The sequence below is a fragment of the uncultured Tateyamaria sp. genome (assembly GCF_947496075.1).
Classification (GTDB): domain Bacteria; phylum Pseudomonadota; class Alphaproteobacteria; order Rhodobacterales; family Rhodobacteraceae; genus Tateyamaria.
On sequence record NZ_CANMBJ010000001.1, the window covers coordinates 728778 to 745240 of the forward strand.

Here is a 16463-nt window from a genome sequence, read left to right on the forward strand (position 1 = left end):
AGGTAAGCCGCCTTAGGCACATTTCCAATATTGCTAACAGTTACGTGTGAACCTGCAATATGGATGACAATTAAAAGGGGGCGCTGTCAGATTGTGGCACCATGACCCAAAGATGCATTATTGTGCCTTTTCCAAGGCTTGCAGGATATCCGCAACCAAATCGTCACCATGTTCAATCCCTACAGACATGCGCACAAGACCAGGCGTGATACCCAATGCGTCCTTCTGATCCTGCGGCAAACGCTGGTGCGTCGTTGTCGCGGGATGGGTAAGTATCGACTTGGCGTCGCCAAGGTTGTTCGAGATGACCGGGATCGTGAGCGCGTTCAGGAACCGGAACGCAGCCTCTTGCCCACCCGCAAGATCGAGCGACAGGACTGTGCCCCCGGCCCCGCCCATCTGGCGAGCCACCAGATCGTGTTGAGCGTGGTCGGGATGACCGGGGTAAATCACACGCGCCAGCGCGCTATGCCCATGCAGGGCCTCGGCCAGTTGCAGGGCAGATGCGGCCTGTGCCCGCACGCGCAATTCCATCGTTTCCAGCCCTTTGAGCATCACCCAGGCCGTGAAGGGCGACATCGAACCACCAGTATGCTTCATGTAGGGTTCAACCGTTTTGCGGATGAAGTCCTGCGTGCCAAGGATCACACCGCCAAGGGCGCGCCCTTGCCCGTCCACGTGTTTCGTCGTGGAATAGATGACAACATCCGCACCTTGGGCGATGGCATCTGAAAAAACCGGTGTGGCAAAGACGTTGTCGACCAGAACGGTTGCCCCGACAGCATGCGCGAGTTCGGACACCGCGGCAATGTCCACCACCTCTAGTGTCGGGTTGGAAATGGATTCGAAAAAGACCGCCGTGGTGCCCGGCGTAATGGCCGCACGCCACGCCTCTACATCTGTGCCGTCGACAAATTCAACCTCGACCCCGTAGCGGGTCAGGACTTCTTCCAGGACATACAAACATGACCCGAACAGCGCGCGCGCCGACACCACCCGGTCGCCAGCTTTCAACATGGACGTCAATGCCCCGGACACAGCCGCCATGCCGGATGCTGTGGCAAAGCCGTCTTCCGCCCCTTCCAGCATCGCAATCCGCTCTTCAAACATGCGTACGGTCGGGTTGCCGTAGCGGGCATAGATGAACTCGTCATCCCCCGCTTTCTCAAACCGCTGCGCGGCCTGTTCGGCGCTGTCATAGACAAACCCTTGGGTCAGAAAGATGGCTTCGCTCACCTCGCCGTACTGGCTGCGGCGGACGCCGCCATGGACGGCACGGGTGCGGGCATTCCACTTGTCGGACATGTTCAAACTCCATCGCGGGCCTGAAAGGGGTCAGGCCACAAAAAACCCCCAGACGCGGGTCAAGCGAAAGGGGGGCTTTCATCCTGACCTTTTAGCGGAAATGTTTAACGTGGCCCGCAATCCGGTAACAAATCGCCACGTGGTTGGATTACGCCTGCCCGCCAGGGGCGTCAACACCGTCACGGTGCTGTAACTTAAATTTCATGCCTGCGTCATATGGCTAGAGCATAGGAGCTCCACAAAATGTGGTAGGAGGTGCAGCATGCCCATCCTGAGACTGAACGCAGGCCCGGAGGGGCTTGTGCTGCATGGCTCTCCGGCCCCGGCCCTGCCCACGCTGCGGAACGCGGCGCGGGGCAACGGCCCAATCATCATCCTGATCCACGGCTTCAAATACGACCCCGGCACACCGCGCTTTTGCCCCCATGGCCGTATCTTCGGACGCACGCGCCACCCCGAAAGCGCGTATCACACACAGTGGCCGCGTGCGTTGGGCTTTGCTTGCGGCCATGCGGACGAAGGATTGGCGATCGCCTTTGGCTGGCGCGCCCGCGGAAATCTGTGGCGGGCACAGCGCTCGGCGTGGGCGGCAGGTGTCGCATTGGCGCAGGCGATCCATACGATCCGCATCGTTGCCCCCCGTCGTCCGATCCACGCCATCACCCATTCCATGGGGTCCGAGGTGATGTTCGAAGCATTGCACCACCTGCCCGCGCATGCAGTGCAGCGCATCATCACTATCACGGGCGCAAGCTATGCCAGCGCCGTGAAAACGGCGATGGAAACACCAGCAGGCCGCACTGCTGAGTTGCTCAATGTAACCAGCCGCGAAAACGACGTGTTCGATGCCATGTTCGAAAAGCTGATTGCTGCTGACGTGCCGCAAGACCGTGCGATGGGGGCGGGTATCAATCTGGCAAATGCGGTTACGTTGCAATTGGATTGCCCACGCACATTGGGCGCATTGACCCGGTTTGGTGGTCACATCCACATGCCCAAGCGCCGGGTCTGCCACTGGTCGGGCTACACCCGGCCCGGTGCATTGCAGTTCTACGCTCGTGCCCTGCGTCACAGCGAAGAGCTGCAATTGCATGCTCTGCAAGACGCCCTGCCGGATGCCTCTGCCCCCCGTTGGTCCCGCATCTTTGCAATACCACATATGCCATCGGACTTGCTTGGTTGGCAGAAAACCGCATCATGACCGCCGGACTGCCCGGAGGATTGCATGATCGACCTGTACTATTGGCCCACGCCCAACGGCTGGAAGGTCTCAATTGCGCTACAAGAATTCGGACTTCCCTACAACGTCCACCTCATCAACATCGGCGCGGGCGATCAATTCAAACCCGAGTTCCTGAAGATCGCACCCAACAACCGGATGCCCGCGATCACCGATCCGGATGGACCGGACGGTGCGCCAATCTCGATCTTTGAAAGCGGCGCAATCCTGCAATACTTGGCCCGCAAGACGGGTCAGTTCGGTGGCAAGACCGAACGAGACCGTATCGCCGTTGATCAATGGCTGATGTGGCAAATGGGCGGCGTTGGCCCAATGGCCGGTCAAACCCATCACTTTCTCAAATACGCGCCGCAGATGGGGCAGGACATTCCCTATGCCAAGGACCGGTACCGGAACGAAACCGCGCGCCTGTATGGTGTGTTGGACCGCCAATTGGCCGGGAATGAGTATGTGGCCGGGGATTACTCCATCGCGGACATGGCGATCTGGCCGTGGGCGTCGCTTTGGGAAGGGCAGGAACAGACCTTGGACGACAAGCCGAACCTGGCGCGCTGGTTGGACACGGTCGGCAACCGACCAGCCGTGCAACGGGGACATGCGCTGCATCTGGACCTGCGCACAACCAAGCAAAGCAAGTCGGCACAAGACACCTTGTTCAACACAAAGAACTGACCAAGACGCCCTGGGGGGAGAAACAAAACATGTTCATGGTCAGCGACTACGTGGCTCCTGAGGCGGTGATACTGTCCGCCGGCGCCGTCTTTACCATCGGCTATCTGATCACAAACCAGATCGTTCTGCGGCTCATGATCCTGCTGGGGACGTGCCTTTACACCTACTACTACTTCACCGCCGCAGACACGCCGTTGTGGGAGGCGATTTATACGTCGATGGTCATGGGCACCGCGAACCTTATCGGTCTGGGCAGCTTGCTCTGGCACCGCTCTAACCTTGCCGTGCCTGCCGCGCACCGCGACATCTACCCCCTGTTCGAAGGACTGCCGCCCGGTGACTTTCGCGATTTGGTTAAACGCGCACGTCGCCACGTGCTGGATGAACGGGCGCAAGTGACAACCGAAGGGGTCCAGCCGGATAAGCTGTACTACGTGATTTCCGGCCCCATCCATATCACGAAACGGGGTGAGCGTTTCACGATGCCGCCCAACCTTTTCGTGGGCGAAGTTGCCTATGCGACTCATCAAACAAGTGCCGCCACAACCCGTCTGGATGCGGGCAGCGAAGTGCTGGAATGGGACGTGGCCGAGTTGCGTAAGCGGGCGCAGAAAAACTCGCGCTTTGCGCTGGCAATCGAGGCGATGATCACCAAGGATCTGGCACTCAAGGTCGCGTTTGCGGTCGCGCCTCACTCCGGGGATTGGAACGAAGACGCAGCAAATGCGCGGAGTGCGCGGGCTTAGGCCCCCTTGGCATCCTCGTCTTCGTCCGAGATCATGTGATCCTGAAGGGCTGCGAACTGCAGGAAGATGAACAGCATCATCGCGATCGGAAATCCGAAGGTTTCGATCTTGACCCACGCATCCGTGGACATGGTCCGCCAGATGACCTCGTTCGCCACAGCAAGGGTGGCGAACATCGCACACAGCCTGCGGGTCAGGATCATCCACCCCTCGTGCCGCATGGGCACTGCATCACTGAGCACAAATGCCAGCCAGCTTTGACCGCGCAGCAGGCCGATTCCCAGAAGCAGAGCGAACATACCGTAGACGATACTTGTCTTCATCTTGAAGAACCGCTCGTCATTGAACCATGCGGTGAGCGCGCCAAAGAAGATGACCATGAACGCGGTGAAAATTTGCATCCGGCTCAACTTGCCGGTCAGGGCCCACAGCACAGCCATAGCGATCAATATGATGGGCACGAAGATCAGCGTGGCCACGATAAAGCCGGAGTACTCGGTCCCCGCCATCTCGTAGGTGTTGTCGCGGATGCGCAGGTAGATCAGGAAAAAGACCAATGGCGGCCCCAGTTCCAGCACCTGTTTCAACAGGGGATTGATCTCGCGCGCGTCTGCCATGCTCTTCCTCAAATTATCCGCCCATCTCGACGATGACCGCCCCAGCAGCGATCAGCGCCATTAGGGCAATTCTGCGCGGTCCTACCGTTTCTTTCAGCACCAGCCAACCGATGATTGCTGCAAACACGGTTGAAGTTTCGCGCAGCACCGCCGCCTCGCCCACTTTGTCGAGGCGCGTCGCCATCATGATGGAGCCGAAGCTGAGAAAAGCAACAATCCCGCCGATCACACCGCGTAACATCAGCGGCGGCAGTGCGGGGGCGTTCTGCATCCGGCGCCAGCGCATGTAAGCGATGGGTGGCATGAAGATACCGTCGATCATGAAGAACCAAGCGAGGAAGGTGAACGGGTTCTCGGTCGCGCGGATGCCGTAGGCGTCGTAGGTCGTGTAGAGGGCGACGAAGAGGCCAGTAATGACGGCGAGGCCCAACGCCATGGGAAGCGTTTCGCGGTTGGTTTGGAGGTGGCGCAGGTTGTAGAGCGCGAGGCCGTAGATGCCTGCCAGCAAGACGCCGACACCCAGCCATTGAACGATGGTGAAGGTTTCGGAGAAGAGGAGGTAGGCACCGATGACGGTGAAGAGCGGTCCGGTGCCCCGGACGACAGGGTAGACCACCGTGAAATCGCCTTTGGTGTAGGCCCATGCCTGCAACAGTTTGTAGCCCACGTGGATCACGAAAACGACGGCGAAGATGGGCCACATATGCGGTTCGGGCCAGGGCACTACAAAAAGAGCGAAGGGCGCGGCCATGAGGCCGTAGGAAGCGTCGATGGCCCCGCGGGTCAGCCAGGGGTCATGCCGCCCTTTTTGGAGCGCGCCAAAAACAGCGTGGAGAAAGGCCGCCAAAATGGCGAGGTACAGGGCCACAGTATGCCCCGTTTCAGTGCCCTCAATACTGGCCAGCCATGCGGTCATTCAGGGGCTGTCTCAGCATGGGACATTTTACAACCCCCTGATAGAACGCGATAAAACACCTTACAATCCCGTTAACGCGGCCGCGAAGTCCTCGGGGTCAAAGGGCGACAGATCGTCGATCTGCTCGCCCACGCCGATGGCATGGATGGGCAGGCCGAACTTGTCCGCCAACGCCACGAGAACCCCGCCCTTGGCCGTGCCGTCGAGCTTGGTCATTACGAGGCCGGAGACATCCGACACCTCCTGGAACACCTTGACCTGATTGAGCGCATTCTGACCCGTCGTCGCATCCAGCACCAAGAGCGTGTTGTGGGGCGCGCTTTCATCCTTCTTGCGAATGACGCGGACAATCTTGGCCAGCTCTTCCATCAGGTCGCCACGGTTTTGCAAACGGCCCGCCGTGTCGATCATCAGCAGGTCCGCACCTTCGGCTTGCGCCTTGGTCATGGCATCGAAAGCAAGGCTGGCAGGGTCGGTGCCTTCGGGCGCGGTCAGCACAGGTACCCCTGCCCGTTCACCCCAGACCTGCAACTGCTCCACGGCGGCGGCGCGGAACGTGTCGCCTGCGGCAATCACCACCGACTTGCCTGCAGCACGGAACTGGCTGGCGAGCTTGCCGATGGTTGTGGTCTTGCCCGAGCCGTTCACACCTACGACCAGCACGACCTGCGGCTTTTGCGGGTAGAGCGGCATTGGTTTGGCGACAGGATCCATGATGCGGGCGATTTCCTGCGCCATGAGTTCCTTGATCTCGCGCACGGACAATTTCTTGCCCATGCGCCCTTCGGCCATGTTGGCGGTGACACGCAGGGCGGTGTCGACGCCCATGTCGGCGGCGATCAGCAGTTCCTCAAGCTGTTCCAGCATATCGTCGTCAAGCGTGCGGCGCATGACGGGGGCCGCGTCGCGGCGGCCCAGCAGGCGGCCGAGGATGCCGCGCTTGGGTTGGTCGGGCTCCGGTTCAGCGTCGACCAGCGATACGGGCGCGACCGCAGCGGGCATTGCCATCGGTTTCGGGGCAACGGTTTCGGGCGCCTCTTGTGTTGCCACAACAGGTTCTTCGGTTGCGACGTCCGTAGGACGCGGTGTGGGCTCAGGCTCAGGCTCAGGCTCAGGCTCAGGCTCAGGAACGATTATCGGTTCAGGGTCGGGTGCAACAGGTGTTTCGATGGGTTCAGACACAGGTTCCGGGTCCGAAATCACCGGCGCTTCGACCGGCGCAGGTTCGGGTATCGGATCGGACACCGTCGGCATTTCGACCGGTGTAGGGGCAGGCGTTGGATCAGGTGTAGGCACGATCTCGGGGTCAGGTGCCGCAGCCTCTTCGACACCGCCGTCTTCGACAATCGCTTCCAGCCCTTCGTCAATCTTGGACGAGGACTTGAACAGCCGATCCTTGAGTTTCTTGAAAAATGCCATGATGCCCCGATACTTGATCTGATCCCTGACCTAATACGAGCGCACGGGCATGAAAAGGTATGAGTTCTGGGCCATCGCCGTGTTGGTCCTTGGGATATGGTCCCCGTTTGCTGCCCTGGCGCGGTCCCCGGGCACCTTATGTTCCACTGGCGCGCTTGGGCCCGTGGGGTGTATCCGACCCGAACACGCAGCGTTCGATATCTGTCAGCATATCGAGGAGGCAAGCCGCAGGCATTTGCTGGATCCCGGTTTCTTTGCCCGGCTGCTATGGCAGGAAAGCCGGTTTGATGCCAATGCGCTCAGCCCGGCGGGCGCGCAGGGGATCGCGCAATTCATGCCCGGTACAGCTGCGTTGCGCGGGCTGTCGGACAGTTACAACCCGGCCGAAGCGATGGAGCGATCCGCGCAGTATTTGGCGGAGTTGCTGCGCCGATACGGGAATGCGGGGCTGGCTGCTGTTGCCTATAATGGGGGCGAACGGCGTGCCGACGGGTTCATCGTGGGGGATGGTCTGGCCGGTGAAACCATTGACTACGTGCAAATCATCACGGGCCTGACTGCCGAAGATTGGCGCGATGCACCGCCCGAGCAGCACGACTTTCGCCTTGATCCGAGCAAGCCGTTCATGCCCGCGTGCCTCGCCATGGCGCGCAACCGAAAGGTCAGTGCGATCAAAGGGATACCGGGCAAGCCGACCCTTCCGAAATGGGGGGCGCAGATCGCGTTCGGCAAGACCAAGGCCGCAGCCCAGAGCAAGGCCAAGGACGCGGCGCGATCTTGTCCCGCCCTCGTGGACGCGCACGTGGATATAGTGTTTGTCAAAAATCGCGTGCGGGGGCGACCCGGCTATCACATGGCGCGGGTGTCTGGAAATGACCGTGGGGCCGTGTCGAAAATCTGCCAGAATGTGCGGGCGCAGGGGTGCCCCTGCGCCGTCTACAAGAACTGGTGATCAGATCTCATCCCCGAAATGCTTCATCGTCAGCTTGATCGGGTTCGGGGCCGCCTGCCCCAGACCACAGATGGAGGCATCTGTCATGGCGGTGCAGAGTTCATCGAGCAGACCCTGATCCCATGTGTCGGCCTGCATCAGCTTGACCGCTTTTTCGCAGCCCACCCGGCAGGGTGTGCATTGGCCGCAGCTTTCATCCTCGAAGAACTTGAGCATGTTGAGGGCTGCGTCACGGGCGCGATCCTGGTCCGACAGGATGACAACCGCCGCCGAGCCGATAAAGGTGCCGTGCGGTTGCAGCGTGTCGAAGTCGAGCGGGATGTCGTTCATTGAGGCCGGGAGCAGGCCCGAGGACGGGCCGCCCGGTTGGTAGGCTTTGAACACGTGGCCGTCGGCCATACCGCCCGCTGCGTCGATGATGTCGGTGATCGTGGAGCCCGCAGGCAGCAGGTACACCCCCGGCTGCGCGACACGACCCGAGACGGAGTAGCTGCGCAGGCCGGTGCGCCCGTTCTTTTCGGTGCTGTTCAGCACTTCGGGCCCTTCGCGGCAGATTCGCGCGATCCAGTGCAAGGTCTCGACGTTGTGCACCAGCGTGGGCTGGTTGAAGATGCCAACTTGCGCCACGTAAGGGGGCCGGTGACGCGGCAGGCCGCGCTTGCCTTCGATGCTTTCGATCATCGCGGATTCTTCACCGCAGATATAGGCGCCCGCGCCGCGCCGCAGGTCGATATAGCCGGGTTTCGCGATCCCTGCGTCTTCCAGCGCCTTGATTTCGCGGGCGAGGATGTCGAGCACGGCGGGGTATTCGTCGCGCATGTAGATGAAGCACGTGTCCGCCTCGACCGCCCAGGCGGCGATCAGCATCCCCTCAAGGAACAGGTGCGGAGTGCGTTCGAGGTAGTAGCGGTCTTTGAACGTGCCTGGCTCGCCCTCATCCCCGTTTACGGCGAGGTAGCGCGGGCCCGCATTGGCACGCACGAAGCCCCATTTGGTGCCGGACGGGAAGCCAGCACCGCCCAGGCCCCGCAAGCCGCTTTCCTTGATCTTGGCCTGCACGTCTTCCCAATTGCCGCTGCCGCGCAGTTGCTTGAGGGCCGTGTAGCCCCCTGCGGCGGCGTAGGTGTCCAGCGTTTCGTAGTCCGGGATATGCGCGTGGGTGTCACCGGCCGCGATGGCCGCCTGCACCTTTTCCGGCGTGGCGTTGTCGATGTGGTTGTGGCCCAGTTCAAGTACCGGCGCCGTGTCGCACCGGCCCATGCAGGGCGCGCGGAGGACGCGCACTTGGGTCGGGTCAAGGCCATCTTCGAGGGCGGATTTGAGCGCTTGGGCCCCCGCCAACTCGCAGCTGAGCGAGTCGCAAACGCGGATGGTGAGCGCGGGGGGTGGGACCTCGCCCTCTTTCACCACGTCGAAATGGGCGTAGAACGTGGCGACCTCGTAGACCTCGGCCATGCTTAGGCGCATTTCCTCGGCCAGCGCACGCAGGTGGGCGGCGGAGAGGTGGCCGTAGGTATCTTGGATCAGGTGTAGGAATTCGATCAGCAGGTCACGACGGCGAGGTTGGTCGCCAAGCAGCGCTTGCACCTCTTGCCAGGCCTGATCTTCAAGCGCGCGGCCCTTGGGGCGGACACGCCCCTTGCCCTTGCCCGATTTCCAGACACCTTTGCCCTTTGCCGACTCGTCCAGCGCCATCACACGCACTCCTGCCCTGATTTGGCCGAAGAATATCAGCGCAGGCAAAGCGCGATCAGCCCAAAAGCGACGCCCCGGCACACAAATCACGCGCGTATCGTCACCATGTCGCCGCCAATGGGTCACGCTTTGGCAGCAAATTGAAGCTAAACGCATCCTCTGTCAGGCTATGATACCGTCCAACCGCGAAAACCGGAGTGATTCTGCATAGATGCCGCCGCTGCTGCCTTTTGTCGTTGCAAGCTTTTTGCCCGGCGCGTGCCTGGCGCTCGCCTGTTTGTTGGGCGGGCCCTGGCCGATTGCCGCTGTGCTGGTCATCACGGTTGTTGTCTTTTTCCTCGACAAGCTGCCTGTGCGTCCTGCGCCCTCAGACCAATCCGGCCACCGGCTGTCCGAGGCCCTGGGTGCTGCCCATTTCATCCTGTTGGGCCTGACGGTTTGGGCCATGGGCACGGATCTTGCGATGCTCGACAAAGGGCTGATCGTCGTGGCCGCCGGGCTGTATTTCGGGCAGGTGTCCAACTCCAATGCGCATGAATTGATCCACCGTGCGGACCGCTGGGCGTTTCGTCTTGGCGCGGCCTGCTATGCCTCTATCCTCTTTGGCCACCACACCAGCGCACATCGTCTGGTGCACCATGTCCACGCGGCCACGATGGCCGACCCCGCCACAGCCCGCCTGGGGGAAGGGTTCTGGGCCTATCTTGCGCGTGCTTGGATTGGTGGGTGTCGCGATGGCCTATACGCCGAACGAAGGCGCCATGGCGGCGCGCGACTTCCGCGCCCCTACCTTTTTTATGGTTTGGCGTCTGCGCTGAGCGTTGCGGTTGCTTATGCGTTGGCTGGTGGTGCAGGCATCTTCGGTCTGATCCTTGTCAGCGCGTATGCGCAGGTTCAACTGATGCTGTCGGATTACGTGCAGCATTACGGGCTGATGCGGCGCAGCCTCCCAGACGGCCAGTTTGAGCCGATGGGTCCGGCCCATTCATGGAACGCACCACACTGGTACTCGGCGGCGATGATGCTCAACGCGCCGCATCACTCGGCCCACCATGCTCGCCCGGCGACAGCATTTCCACGTCTGGAACTGGACGCAGAGACCATGCCTATGTTGCCCCACTCCCTGCCAGTGATGGCCGTTTTGGCGCTTGTGCCGTCCGTTTGGCGTCGCATCATGGACAGGCGGGTGGAACGATGGACGGGTGCCGCGGTGCAAGGCAGGATAACGCCAGCATCCGCATGAAACGACACGTCCTCTGGCAGGTTTCACACAGCTCTGCCACACTGTGCGCATGATCGTTCGCCTCTTGCTGATCCCGCTGGCCTTCATAGGCGCCGCCGCCATGGCAGAGCCAATGACGGCGGCCGAGTTCGAAGCCTATGTGACAGGCAAGACCCTGTATTATGGCCGGTCGGGCGAAGCCTACGGCGCTGAAATCTATCACGAAAACCGACGCGTTACATGGTCCTTTCTGGATGGCGAATGCAGGGATGGAACGTGGTACAATGAAGGGCCCCTGATCTGCTTTGTCTACGAAGATCGCCCGGATCCGCAATGCTGGACGTTTGAGAAGAGAGCCGGCGGATTGATCGCAACCTTCGAGAATGATCCTGCCAGCACCGAGCTGTACGAAGCGCAGGATGTTGGCGAAGAAATGATCTGCCTTGGCCCAAAGATCGGCGTGTGAGCCGGGCGGACGACACGTCCGCCTTACAGATCCTGCATCACCGCGCCACAGACAGGGTGTAAGGCGGAGGTCACCTCCGCCTTATCCGGCGCGAGCTATGCTATGGAGCTTTGCCCGTAAGGCGCATCTTGATGCGCCCTAGAACAGCGATCCCTGTTCTGGCGGTTTGGATGCGGCTTTCTGCGCAGCGCTCTTTCCGCCACCCAGTTTCATGCGCCCGTCAGCGAATTCGATCTCAAGGCCACTGGCCTGTTCCGCCGCGGCCCGGCTGGTCAGGATCTGCCCCTCGCCCCGCACAACGGCATACCCGCGTGCCAGCGTCGCCTTGTAGCTGAGTGTTTCACGCAGCCGATCCATGGCTGCAAGCTTGCGGTGCAGCCCCTCCAATTGCCTCTGACCAGCGGCTTGCATGCGGGCCGTTGCATCCCGCAGCCGTTCCGACTTACGCGCTGCGTCCTGCCCAATCCGCGTCGGGGTCAGGCGGGCCGTGCGCGCCTCCAACCGTTCGCGTTTCGCAGCAGCGACACGGGCCAAGGCGGGTTCCAGTCGCACAGACAGGGCATCAAGACGACGTCTTTCTGCCTCGAGGCTGCGCCGCAGTGTGGCCGGACGCAGGCTGCCCGACACCTCGGACAGACGCACCTTGCGCCGTTGCACACCCGCGATCAGCGCGGGTCCAAGTTGGCCGCCCGTCACGTCAAGCCGTTGGCGCGGCCCTTCGACCAGCGCATCCGCGCGCGGCAAGGCGCGGGCCAGATCGCGCAACCGCTGTTGCCGTCGCTGCATCCCGCCACTCACCGCGCCCGTCATCCGTGCGCTTGCCTGTTCAACCCAGGCCAACAATTCGTGGCGTACCGGCACGGCCATTTCGGCCGCCGCCGTCGGCGTGGGCGCGCGCCGATCCGACACGAAGTCGATCAGCGTGGTGTCGGTTTCGTGCCCCACTGCCGAAATCAGCGGGATGTCCGAGGCGGCAGCGGCGCGTGCGACCGCTTCTTCGTTGAAGCCCCATAGATCTTCGACCGAGCCACCGCCGCGCGCCACGATCAGCAGATCGGGTCGAGGCATGCTCCCCCCGGGCGTCAATGCGTTGAAGCCTGCGATTGCGCGCGCAACTTCGGGCGCACAATTGGCGCCTTGAACTGCGACCGGCCAGATCAGCACCTTGCGCGGGAACCGGTCCCGCAGCCGATGCAGGATGTCGCGGATCACGGCCCCCTGCAGAGACGTCACAACCCCGATCACCTCGGGCAGGTAGGGCAAGGGCCGCTTGCGGGCGTCGTCAAACAACCCCTCGGCGGCGAGCGCCTTTTTACGTTTTTCCAGGAGCGCCATCAGCGCGCCCTGCCCCGCAATCGCGATGCGTTCGGCATTGAGTGAGAATTTGGATTGGAAGCCAGAGGCCGTCATGCGGCCTTCGGCCACGACCTCCATCCCCTCCTCGGGCATGGTGCCCAGACCGCTGACCTGTCCCTTCCACGTCATGCAGGACAGGACGTTGCGATCATCCTTGAGGTCGAAATAGAGGTGGCCGGAGCGTGCCAGTACAACGCGCCCGACCTCGCCCTTGATCCGGACCCAGCCCAGTTCGCCCTCGATCAGCTTGCGCACTTTGCCCGCAATCTCGGACACCGAAAACTCGGGTGTGTTCGAACCGGGAACGGGATCGTCAAGCAGGTCCATGGGCCATCCTTGTGCTGCGGGTCCGGCCAGCTTAGAACGCGGCCAAGTGAAGGCCAAGGAGCAAGTGATGAACATTCTCATTCTGGGCGGTGGTGGCCGCGAGCACAGCTTGGCCTGGGCGGTGTTGCAGAACCCCAAATGCGACCGGCTGGTCGTAGCCCCCGGCAATGCGGGGATTGCGGCTATTGCCGAGTGCGCGAACCTGGACATCAATGATGGCGGCGTTGTCGCGACATTCGTGGAAGAAGAGTGCATCGATTTCGTGATTGTCGGTCCCGAAGCTCCGCTTGCCGCCGGGGTGGCCGACCGTTTGCGGGATGCAGGCGTGCTGGTTTTTGGCCCGAGCCAGGCTGCGGCGCAACTCGAAGCGTCCAAGGCTTTCACCAAGGCCATCTGCGATGCCGCCAATGCGCCAACGGCCGCGTATGGTCACTTCACAGACGCGGCTGCAGCCAAAGCGTATGTCACCGAACAGGGCGCCCCGATTGTCGTCAAGGCAGACGGGCTGGCTGCGGGCAAAGGCGTCATCATCGCCGAAACCGTCGCACAGGCACATGCCGCCATTGATGACATGTTTGGGGGCGCTTTTGGCGGTGCCGGGGCCGAGGTGGTGATCGAGGAATTCATGCAGGGCGAAGAGGCGTCTTTCTTTGTCTTGTGCGACGGGACCGACGTATTGCCCATCGGCACTGCGCAAGACCACAAACGTGTGGGCGAAGGCGACACGGGTCCTAACACCGGCGGTATGGGAGCCTATTCCCCTGCCCCCGTGCTGACCGATGACATTGCCGAACGCGCCCTTGAGGAGATCATCCGCCCAACTATGGCGGAGATGGCGGCGCGGGGCATGCCGTATCAGGGTGTGCTTTACGCGGGCCTGATGATCGAAAACGGCGCGCCGCGCCTTGTTGAATACAACGTGCGTTTTGGGGATCCGGAGTGCCAGGTGTTGATGATGCGCCTGGGCGCGCAGGCGTTGGACTTGATGCACGCGGCAGCTGAAGGCCGGTTGAACACCGCACAGGTCAATTGGGCGGAGGATCATGCCATCACAGTCGTGATGGCGGCAGAGGGATACCCCGGAGACTATGCAAAGGGGGCTGTGATCAACGGGCTCGACACGCTGCCCGCTACCGGCAGCCAGATGGTGTTTCACGCCGGAACGTCAGCACGGGATGGCAAGATCACCGCATCTGGTGGGCGCGTTCTGAATGTCACGGCGCGGGGCGCATCCTTGCACGAGGCCGCCGACAGTGCCTATGCGATGATTGATGCCATCGACTTCCCCGGAGGCTTTTGCCGCCGAGACATTGGTTGGCGGGCGCTCGACTAGAACAAGCCCCGCCCCTTGCTTCCCTGTTTCAGAAAATCCCCGCCGGAGGCACCGTTCGGATGCAACCGGGCAGAGGAGCTGCGACAGCTTAAGACATTGGCGCTTGCGTACAGGCTACCGGATCGTCGCTGATGTCCACAACCTCCTGCACTTCTCCCAGATCATCGGTTGAGGCGACAAACAGGCGTGCATCGCGCAGAAACGGGACCCAGCAATGCTGCACACCGGGCGGGTCGTCATCATAATCAAAGCAGACCTGACCATTGTCCGCCGTCACCATGCCAAAGGCGCAGGTCCCATTTGCGCGCGCCCAGACAGTACGATCGCGGGACAAGAATTGTTCGATCCCAACAGGCTGACGGTTTGGAAAGGTCGCGAAAGACGCGGTTCGGTTGGCAACAAGGTCCAGGAACTGCTCGGGCGTCAGGCGGTCCTGCGCAGCTGCAGGCGCTGCAGCAAACAGCAGGGCAACGGCCAGTCGCATCATTGGCAATCCATAGCGTGGGCAAAGGCTGGGCGGGTCGTGTCGGTGCCCAGGTACATGCGCTGAAACTGTGATCCATCCCAGCGGATGGCCACAAGGTCCGACCAGTTCGCGGTAGCCAGGATCATCTCGGGCACACCCGCGCAGGTGCGGATACCGCCTGCAATGTCCACCTCGCCGATCCTGTGGTTGGTGAGGCCCCGCAGGTCTGCGGCGGCGGTCAGCATGCCATCTTCGAAGCGCCAGATGCGCAATGTCTTGGCCAGATGCGGACGGTCGATATAAGCGATCTCGGTCACGCCATCGCCATCCAGATCAGCCGCCCCCAGCGGGGCAAGCCAACGGTTGCGGGTTCCGATATGGGGCGTCTCGGTGATCTTGCCGTGCGCGCCATAAATCGCAAAGGCAGCCCCGGCGGTGACATCGGCTTCGACCACCAGGACCTCGGGTGCGCCATCGCCATCCAGATCGGCAAGGCGGGGGGCCACGTCTTCGAAGACGTGATCGCGGGGCAGGACAAAGCGGCGTTGCTCTCCGTCCTGCATCTCAAGCTCGAGAGCACCCCATTCGATCGCATCGCCAAGGATGCCATGGGCATACCTGTCGGTCGGATCGGTGTAACGGGCCGCCACGATAACGTCGGCCAGGGCAGGCGCTGAGGGTGCCACGAGCGCCAGCGCGGCCAGCAACACGCGCAGCGGTTGCAACGCGCCGCGGGCGGGCGGACGCAAAAGGCGCAACAGCAGACGCGGCGCCCTGATGGGCATCAGATCTGCTTTTCAGGCATCTGCACGACAAGACCGTCCAGCGCGTCCGTGACCTTCAGTTGGCAGGTCAGGCGTGAACGGGTCACATCCGGTTCGTAGGCGAAGTCGAGCATATCGGTTTCCATGTCGTCCTTCGTCGGCAATTTCTCGACCCAATCGGGATGCACATAGACATGGCAGGTAGAACAGGCACATGCCCCACCGCAATCCGCTTCGATGCCCGGAATGTTGTTGTCACGTGCGCCTTCCATGACCGTCAGGCCATTGGCCACGTCCACAACATGCTCGGTTCCGCCATGTTCGATATAGGTGATCTTGGCCATTCTCGTGCCCCCTTCAATCCGCATTCCGCATATCTCTACCGGGCAGGAGATAAGGCTGCCAGCCCCTTTTGCGACCCCCGACTTTTCCACTTGCGACATGGTATATTTGTTCTATCTTTGTTCTCATGCAGATCTACCCCTCCTCCCCGTCCGGGCATGCGCCCACATGGCCACGTCCCCCGGCGTGTCTGCGCGCGGGCGAGCTGGATGCGCCACCGGTGAATGCGCGGGTGGCGGTGGCAGGGCTGGTGATCCTGCGGCAACGCCCTGGTACGGCCAAGGGCGTGATCTTTCTCACGCTAGAAGATGAGACGGGCGTGGTGAACGTCATCGTTTGGCGTCACGTCTACGAACGCTTTCGCCGTGCCGTGGTGGCCGGGCGCATGTTGAAGGTGACGGGCCGGATGCAGCGGGCCCACAACGTCACCCATGTGCTGGCCGAAGAGATCGAGGATATCTCGCCCCTGCTCGACCAGCTTCTGGCGGAAGGCACCGGGCGGCATATGGGAAGTGAGACACGCACCGACACTTGGGAAAGCCGCAAGGGCGGCTGACGCAGCGGGGCTAGGCAGAGGCCGGGCCCGCAGCTATGTTGCCCTCAAAAGCCCAGCCAGAGGCCCGAG

The 16463-nt window shown here is 61.8% G+C and carries 17 protein-coding genes and 1 riboswitch; of the genes, 8 read left to right on the forward strand and 9 right to left on the reverse strand.

Annotated elements, in window-relative coordinates:
• Nucleotides 1-117 precede the first annotated feature (117 nt).
• The gene (gene metZ, locus Q1A51_RS03710; protein WP_299603967.1) at nucleotides 118-1305 is read right to left on the reverse strand and encodes an O-succinylhomoserine sulfhydrylase; all 1188 of its coding nucleotides are present in this window, start codon (nucleotides 1303-1305) and stop codon (nucleotides 118-120) included.
• A gap of 71 nt (nucleotides 1306-1376) precedes the next feature.
• Nucleotides 1377-1454: riboswitch (SAM riboswitch) on the reverse strand.
• Between the two features lie 113 nt (nucleotides 1455-1567).
• On the opposite strand from metZ, the gene Q1A51_RS03715 reads away from it, so the two are divergent.
• From Q1A51_RS03715 to Q1A51_RS03725, 3 genes are read left to right on the forward strand one after another with little or no spacing between them, the layout of a single operon-like run.
• The gene (locus Q1A51_RS03715) at nucleotides 1568-2506 is read left to right on the forward strand and encodes an alpha/beta hydrolase (RefSeq protein WP_299603968.1); all 939 of its coding nucleotides are present in this window, start codon (nucleotides 1568-1570) and stop codon (nucleotides 2504-2506) included.
• Nucleotides 2507-2530: 24 nt separating this feature from the next.
• Nucleotides 2531-3217 (forward strand): glutathione S-transferase N-terminal domain-containing protein, encoded by a 687-nt coding sequence (locus tag Q1A51_RS03720; protein WP_299603969.1) that lies wholly within the window; start codon nucleotides 2531-2533, stop codon nucleotides 3215-3217.
• A 29-nt stretch (nucleotides 3218-3246) separates the two neighbouring features.
• The gene (locus Q1A51_RS03725) at nucleotides 3247-3963 is read left to right on the forward strand and encodes a cyclic nucleotide-binding domain-containing protein (protein WP_299603970.1); all 717 of its coding nucleotides are present in this window, start codon (nucleotides 3247-3249) and stop codon (nucleotides 3961-3963) included.
• On the opposite strand, the gene Q1A51_RS03730 is transcribed toward Q1A51_RS03725, so the two are convergent.
• The 3 genes from Q1A51_RS03730 to ftsY are packed head-to-tail and all read right to left on the reverse strand — an operon-like array spanning nucleotide 3960 to nucleotide 6915.
• Nucleotides 3960-4580 (reverse strand): inner membrane-spanning protein YciB, encoded by a 621-nt coding sequence (locus tag Q1A51_RS03730; RefSeq protein ID WP_299603971.1) that lies wholly within the window; start codon nucleotides 4578-4580, stop codon nucleotides 3960-3962. The genes Q1A51_RS03725 and Q1A51_RS03730 overlap by 4 nt on opposite strands.
• A 13-nt stretch (nucleotides 4581-4593) precedes the next feature.
• Nucleotides 4594-5496: an EamA family transporter gene (locus tag Q1A51_RS03735; protein WP_299209544.1), complete on the reverse strand. Its 903-nt coding sequence runs from the start codon at nucleotides 5494-5496 to the stop codon at nucleotides 4594-4596.
• 60 nt (nucleotides 5497-5556) lie between these two features.
• Nucleotides 5557-6915, reverse strand: coding sequence for a signal recognition particle-docking protein FtsY (gene ftsY, locus Q1A51_RS03740; protein ID WP_299603972.1), 1359 nt, complete (start codon nucleotides 6913-6915; stop codon nucleotides 5557-5559).
• Nucleotides 6916-6964: 49 nt separating this feature from the next.
• On the opposite strand from ftsY, the gene Q1A51_RS03745 reads away from it, so the two are divergent.
• The gene (locus Q1A51_RS03745) at nucleotides 6965-7867 is read left to right on the forward strand and encodes a lytic transglycosylase domain-containing protein (protein ID WP_299603973.1); all 903 of its coding nucleotides are present in this window, start codon (nucleotides 6965-6967) and stop codon (nucleotides 7865-7867) included.
• On the opposite strand, the gene Q1A51_RS03750 is transcribed toward Q1A51_RS03745, so the two are convergent.
• The gene (locus Q1A51_RS03750; RefSeq protein WP_299603974.1) at nucleotides 7868-9562 is read right to left on the reverse strand and encodes an NAD(P)H-dependent oxidoreductase subunit E; all 1695 of its coding nucleotides are present in this window, start codon (nucleotides 9560-9562) and stop codon (nucleotides 7868-7870) included.
• A 280-nt stretch (nucleotides 9563-9842) separates the two neighbouring features.
• On the opposite strand from Q1A51_RS03750, the gene Q1A51_RS03755 reads away from it, so the two are divergent.
• Nucleotides 9843-10805 (forward strand): alkane 1-monooxygenase, encoded by a 963-nt coding sequence (locus Q1A51_RS03755; protein ID WP_299603975.1) that lies wholly within the window; start codon nucleotides 9843-9845, stop codon nucleotides 10803-10805.
• A gap of 49 nt (nucleotides 10806-10854) precedes the next feature.
• Nucleotides 10855-11250 carry a hypothetical protein gene (locus tag Q1A51_RS03760; protein WP_299603976.1) on the forward strand — a complete coding sequence of 132 codons (396 nt, stop codon included), beginning with the start codon at nucleotides 10855-10857 and terminating at the stop codon, nucleotides 11248-11250.
• A 138-nt stretch (nucleotides 11251-11388) separates the two neighbouring features.
• On the opposite strand, the gene xseA is transcribed toward Q1A51_RS03760, so the two are convergent.
• On the reverse strand, nucleotides 11389-12933 hold the full coding sequence (xseA, locus tag Q1A51_RS03765; RefSeq protein ID WP_299603977.1) for an exodeoxyribonuclease VII large subunit: 1545 nt from the start codon (nucleotides 12931-12933) through the stop codon (nucleotides 11389-11391).
• A gap of 67 nt (nucleotides 12934-13000) precedes the next feature.
• Here xseA and purD point away from each other — a divergent pair, with 67 nt between their 5' ends.
• The gene (purD, locus tag Q1A51_RS03770; protein WP_299603978.1) at nucleotides 13001-14266 is read left to right on the forward strand and encodes a phosphoribosylamine--glycine ligase; all 1266 of its coding nucleotides are present in this window, start codon (nucleotides 13001-13003) and stop codon (nucleotides 14264-14266) included.
• Nucleotides 14267-14354: 88 nt separating this feature from the next.
• Here the strand turns inward: purD and Q1A51_RS03775 are convergent, their stop codons facing one another.
• Genes Q1A51_RS03775 through Q1A51_RS03785 form a run of 3 tightly spaced genes read right to left on the reverse strand, consistent with a single transcriptional unit; the run spans nucleotide 14355 to nucleotide 15840 of the window.
• On the reverse strand, nucleotides 14355-14753 hold the full coding sequence (locus tag Q1A51_RS03775) for a hypothetical protein (RefSeq protein WP_299603979.1): 399 nt from the start codon (nucleotides 14751-14753) through the stop codon (nucleotides 14355-14357).
• Nucleotides 14750-15517, reverse strand: a complete 768-nt coding sequence (locus Q1A51_RS03780) for a VCBS repeat-containing protein (RefSeq protein ID WP_299603980.1) — start codon at nucleotides 15515-15517, stop codon at nucleotides 14750-14752. The genes Q1A51_RS03775 and Q1A51_RS03780 overlap by 4 nt, the downstream gene beginning before the upstream one ends.
• A complete protein-coding gene (locus Q1A51_RS03785) occupies nucleotides 15517-15840 on the reverse strand; it encodes a 2Fe-2S iron-sulfur cluster-binding protein (protein ID WP_299211857.1) in 324 nt (107 codons plus the stop codon). Before Q1A51_RS03785 ends, Q1A51_RS03780 begins: the two co-directional genes overlap by 1 nt.
• 125 nt (nucleotides 15841-15965) lie before the next feature.
• On the opposite strand from Q1A51_RS03785, the gene Q1A51_RS03790 reads away from it, so the two are divergent.
• Nucleotides 15966-16394, forward strand: coding sequence for an OB-fold nucleic acid binding domain-containing protein (locus tag Q1A51_RS03790; protein WP_299603981.1), 429 nt, complete (start codon nucleotides 15966-15968; stop codon nucleotides 16392-16394).
• Nucleotides 16395-16463 lie beyond the last annotated feature (69 nt).

Bases quoted from the DNA above. Each gene is read 5' to 3' on its own strand.
- metZ (WP_299603967.1), bottom strand. From the start codon at position 1,305: ATGTCCGACAAGTGGAATGCCCGCACCCGTGCCGTCCATGGCGGCGTC.
- Q1A51_RS03715 (WP_299603968.1), top strand. From the start codon at position 1,568: ATGCCCATCCTGAGACTGAACGCAGGCCCGGAGGGGCTTGTGCTGCAT.
- Q1A51_RS03720 (WP_299603969.1), top strand. From the start codon at position 2,531: ATGATCGACCTGTACTATTGGCCCACGCCCAACGGCTGGAAGGTCTCA.
- Q1A51_RS03725 (WP_299603970.1), top strand. From the start codon at position 3,247: ATGTTCATGGTCAGCGACTACGTGGCTCCTGAGGCGGTGATACTGTCC.
- Q1A51_RS03730 (WP_299603971.1), bottom strand. From the start codon at position 4,580: ATGGCAGACGCGCGCGAGATCAATCCCCTGTTGAAACAGGTGCTGGAA.
- Q1A51_RS03735 (WP_299209544.1), bottom strand. From the start codon at position 5,496: ATGACCGCATGGCTGGCCAGTATTGAGGGCACTGAAACGGGGCATACT.
- ftsY (WP_299603972.1), bottom strand. From the start codon at position 6,915: ATGGCATTTTTCAAGAAACTCAAGGATCGGCTGTTCAAGTCCTCGTCC.
- Q1A51_RS03745 (WP_299603973.1), top strand. From the start codon at position 6,965: ATGAAAAGGTATGAGTTCTGGGCCATCGCCGTGTTGGTCCTTGGGATA.
- Q1A51_RS03750 (WP_299603974.1), bottom strand. From the start codon at position 9,562: ATGGCGCTGGACGAGTCGGCAAAGGGCAAAGGTGTCTGGAAATCGGGC.
- Q1A51_RS03760 (WP_299603976.1), top strand. From the start codon at position 10,855: ATGATCGTTCGCCTCTTGCTGATCCCGCTGGCCTTCATAGGCGCCGCC.
- xseA (WP_299603977.1), bottom strand. From the start codon at position 12,933: ATGGACCTGCTTGACGATCCCGTTCCCGGTTCGAACACACCCGAGTTT.
- purD (WP_299603978.1), top strand. From the start codon at position 13,001: ATGAACATTCTCATTCTGGGCGGTGGTGGCCGCGAGCACAGCTTGGCC.
- Q1A51_RS03775 (WP_299603979.1), bottom strand. From the start codon at position 14,753: ATGATGCGACTGGCCGTTGCCCTGCTGTTTGCTGCAGCGCCTGCAGCT.
- Q1A51_RS03780 (WP_299603980.1), bottom strand. From the start codon at position 15,517: ATGCCCATCAGGGCGCCGCGTCTGCTGTTGCGCCTTTTGCGTCCGCCC.
- Q1A51_RS03785 (WP_299211857.1), bottom strand. From the start codon at position 15,840: ATGGCCAAGATCACCTATATCGAACATGGCGGAACCGAGCATGTTGTG.
- Q1A51_RS03790 (WP_299603981.1), top strand. From the start codon at position 15,966: ATGCAGATCTACCCCTCCTCCCCGTCCGGGCATGCGCCCACATGGCCA.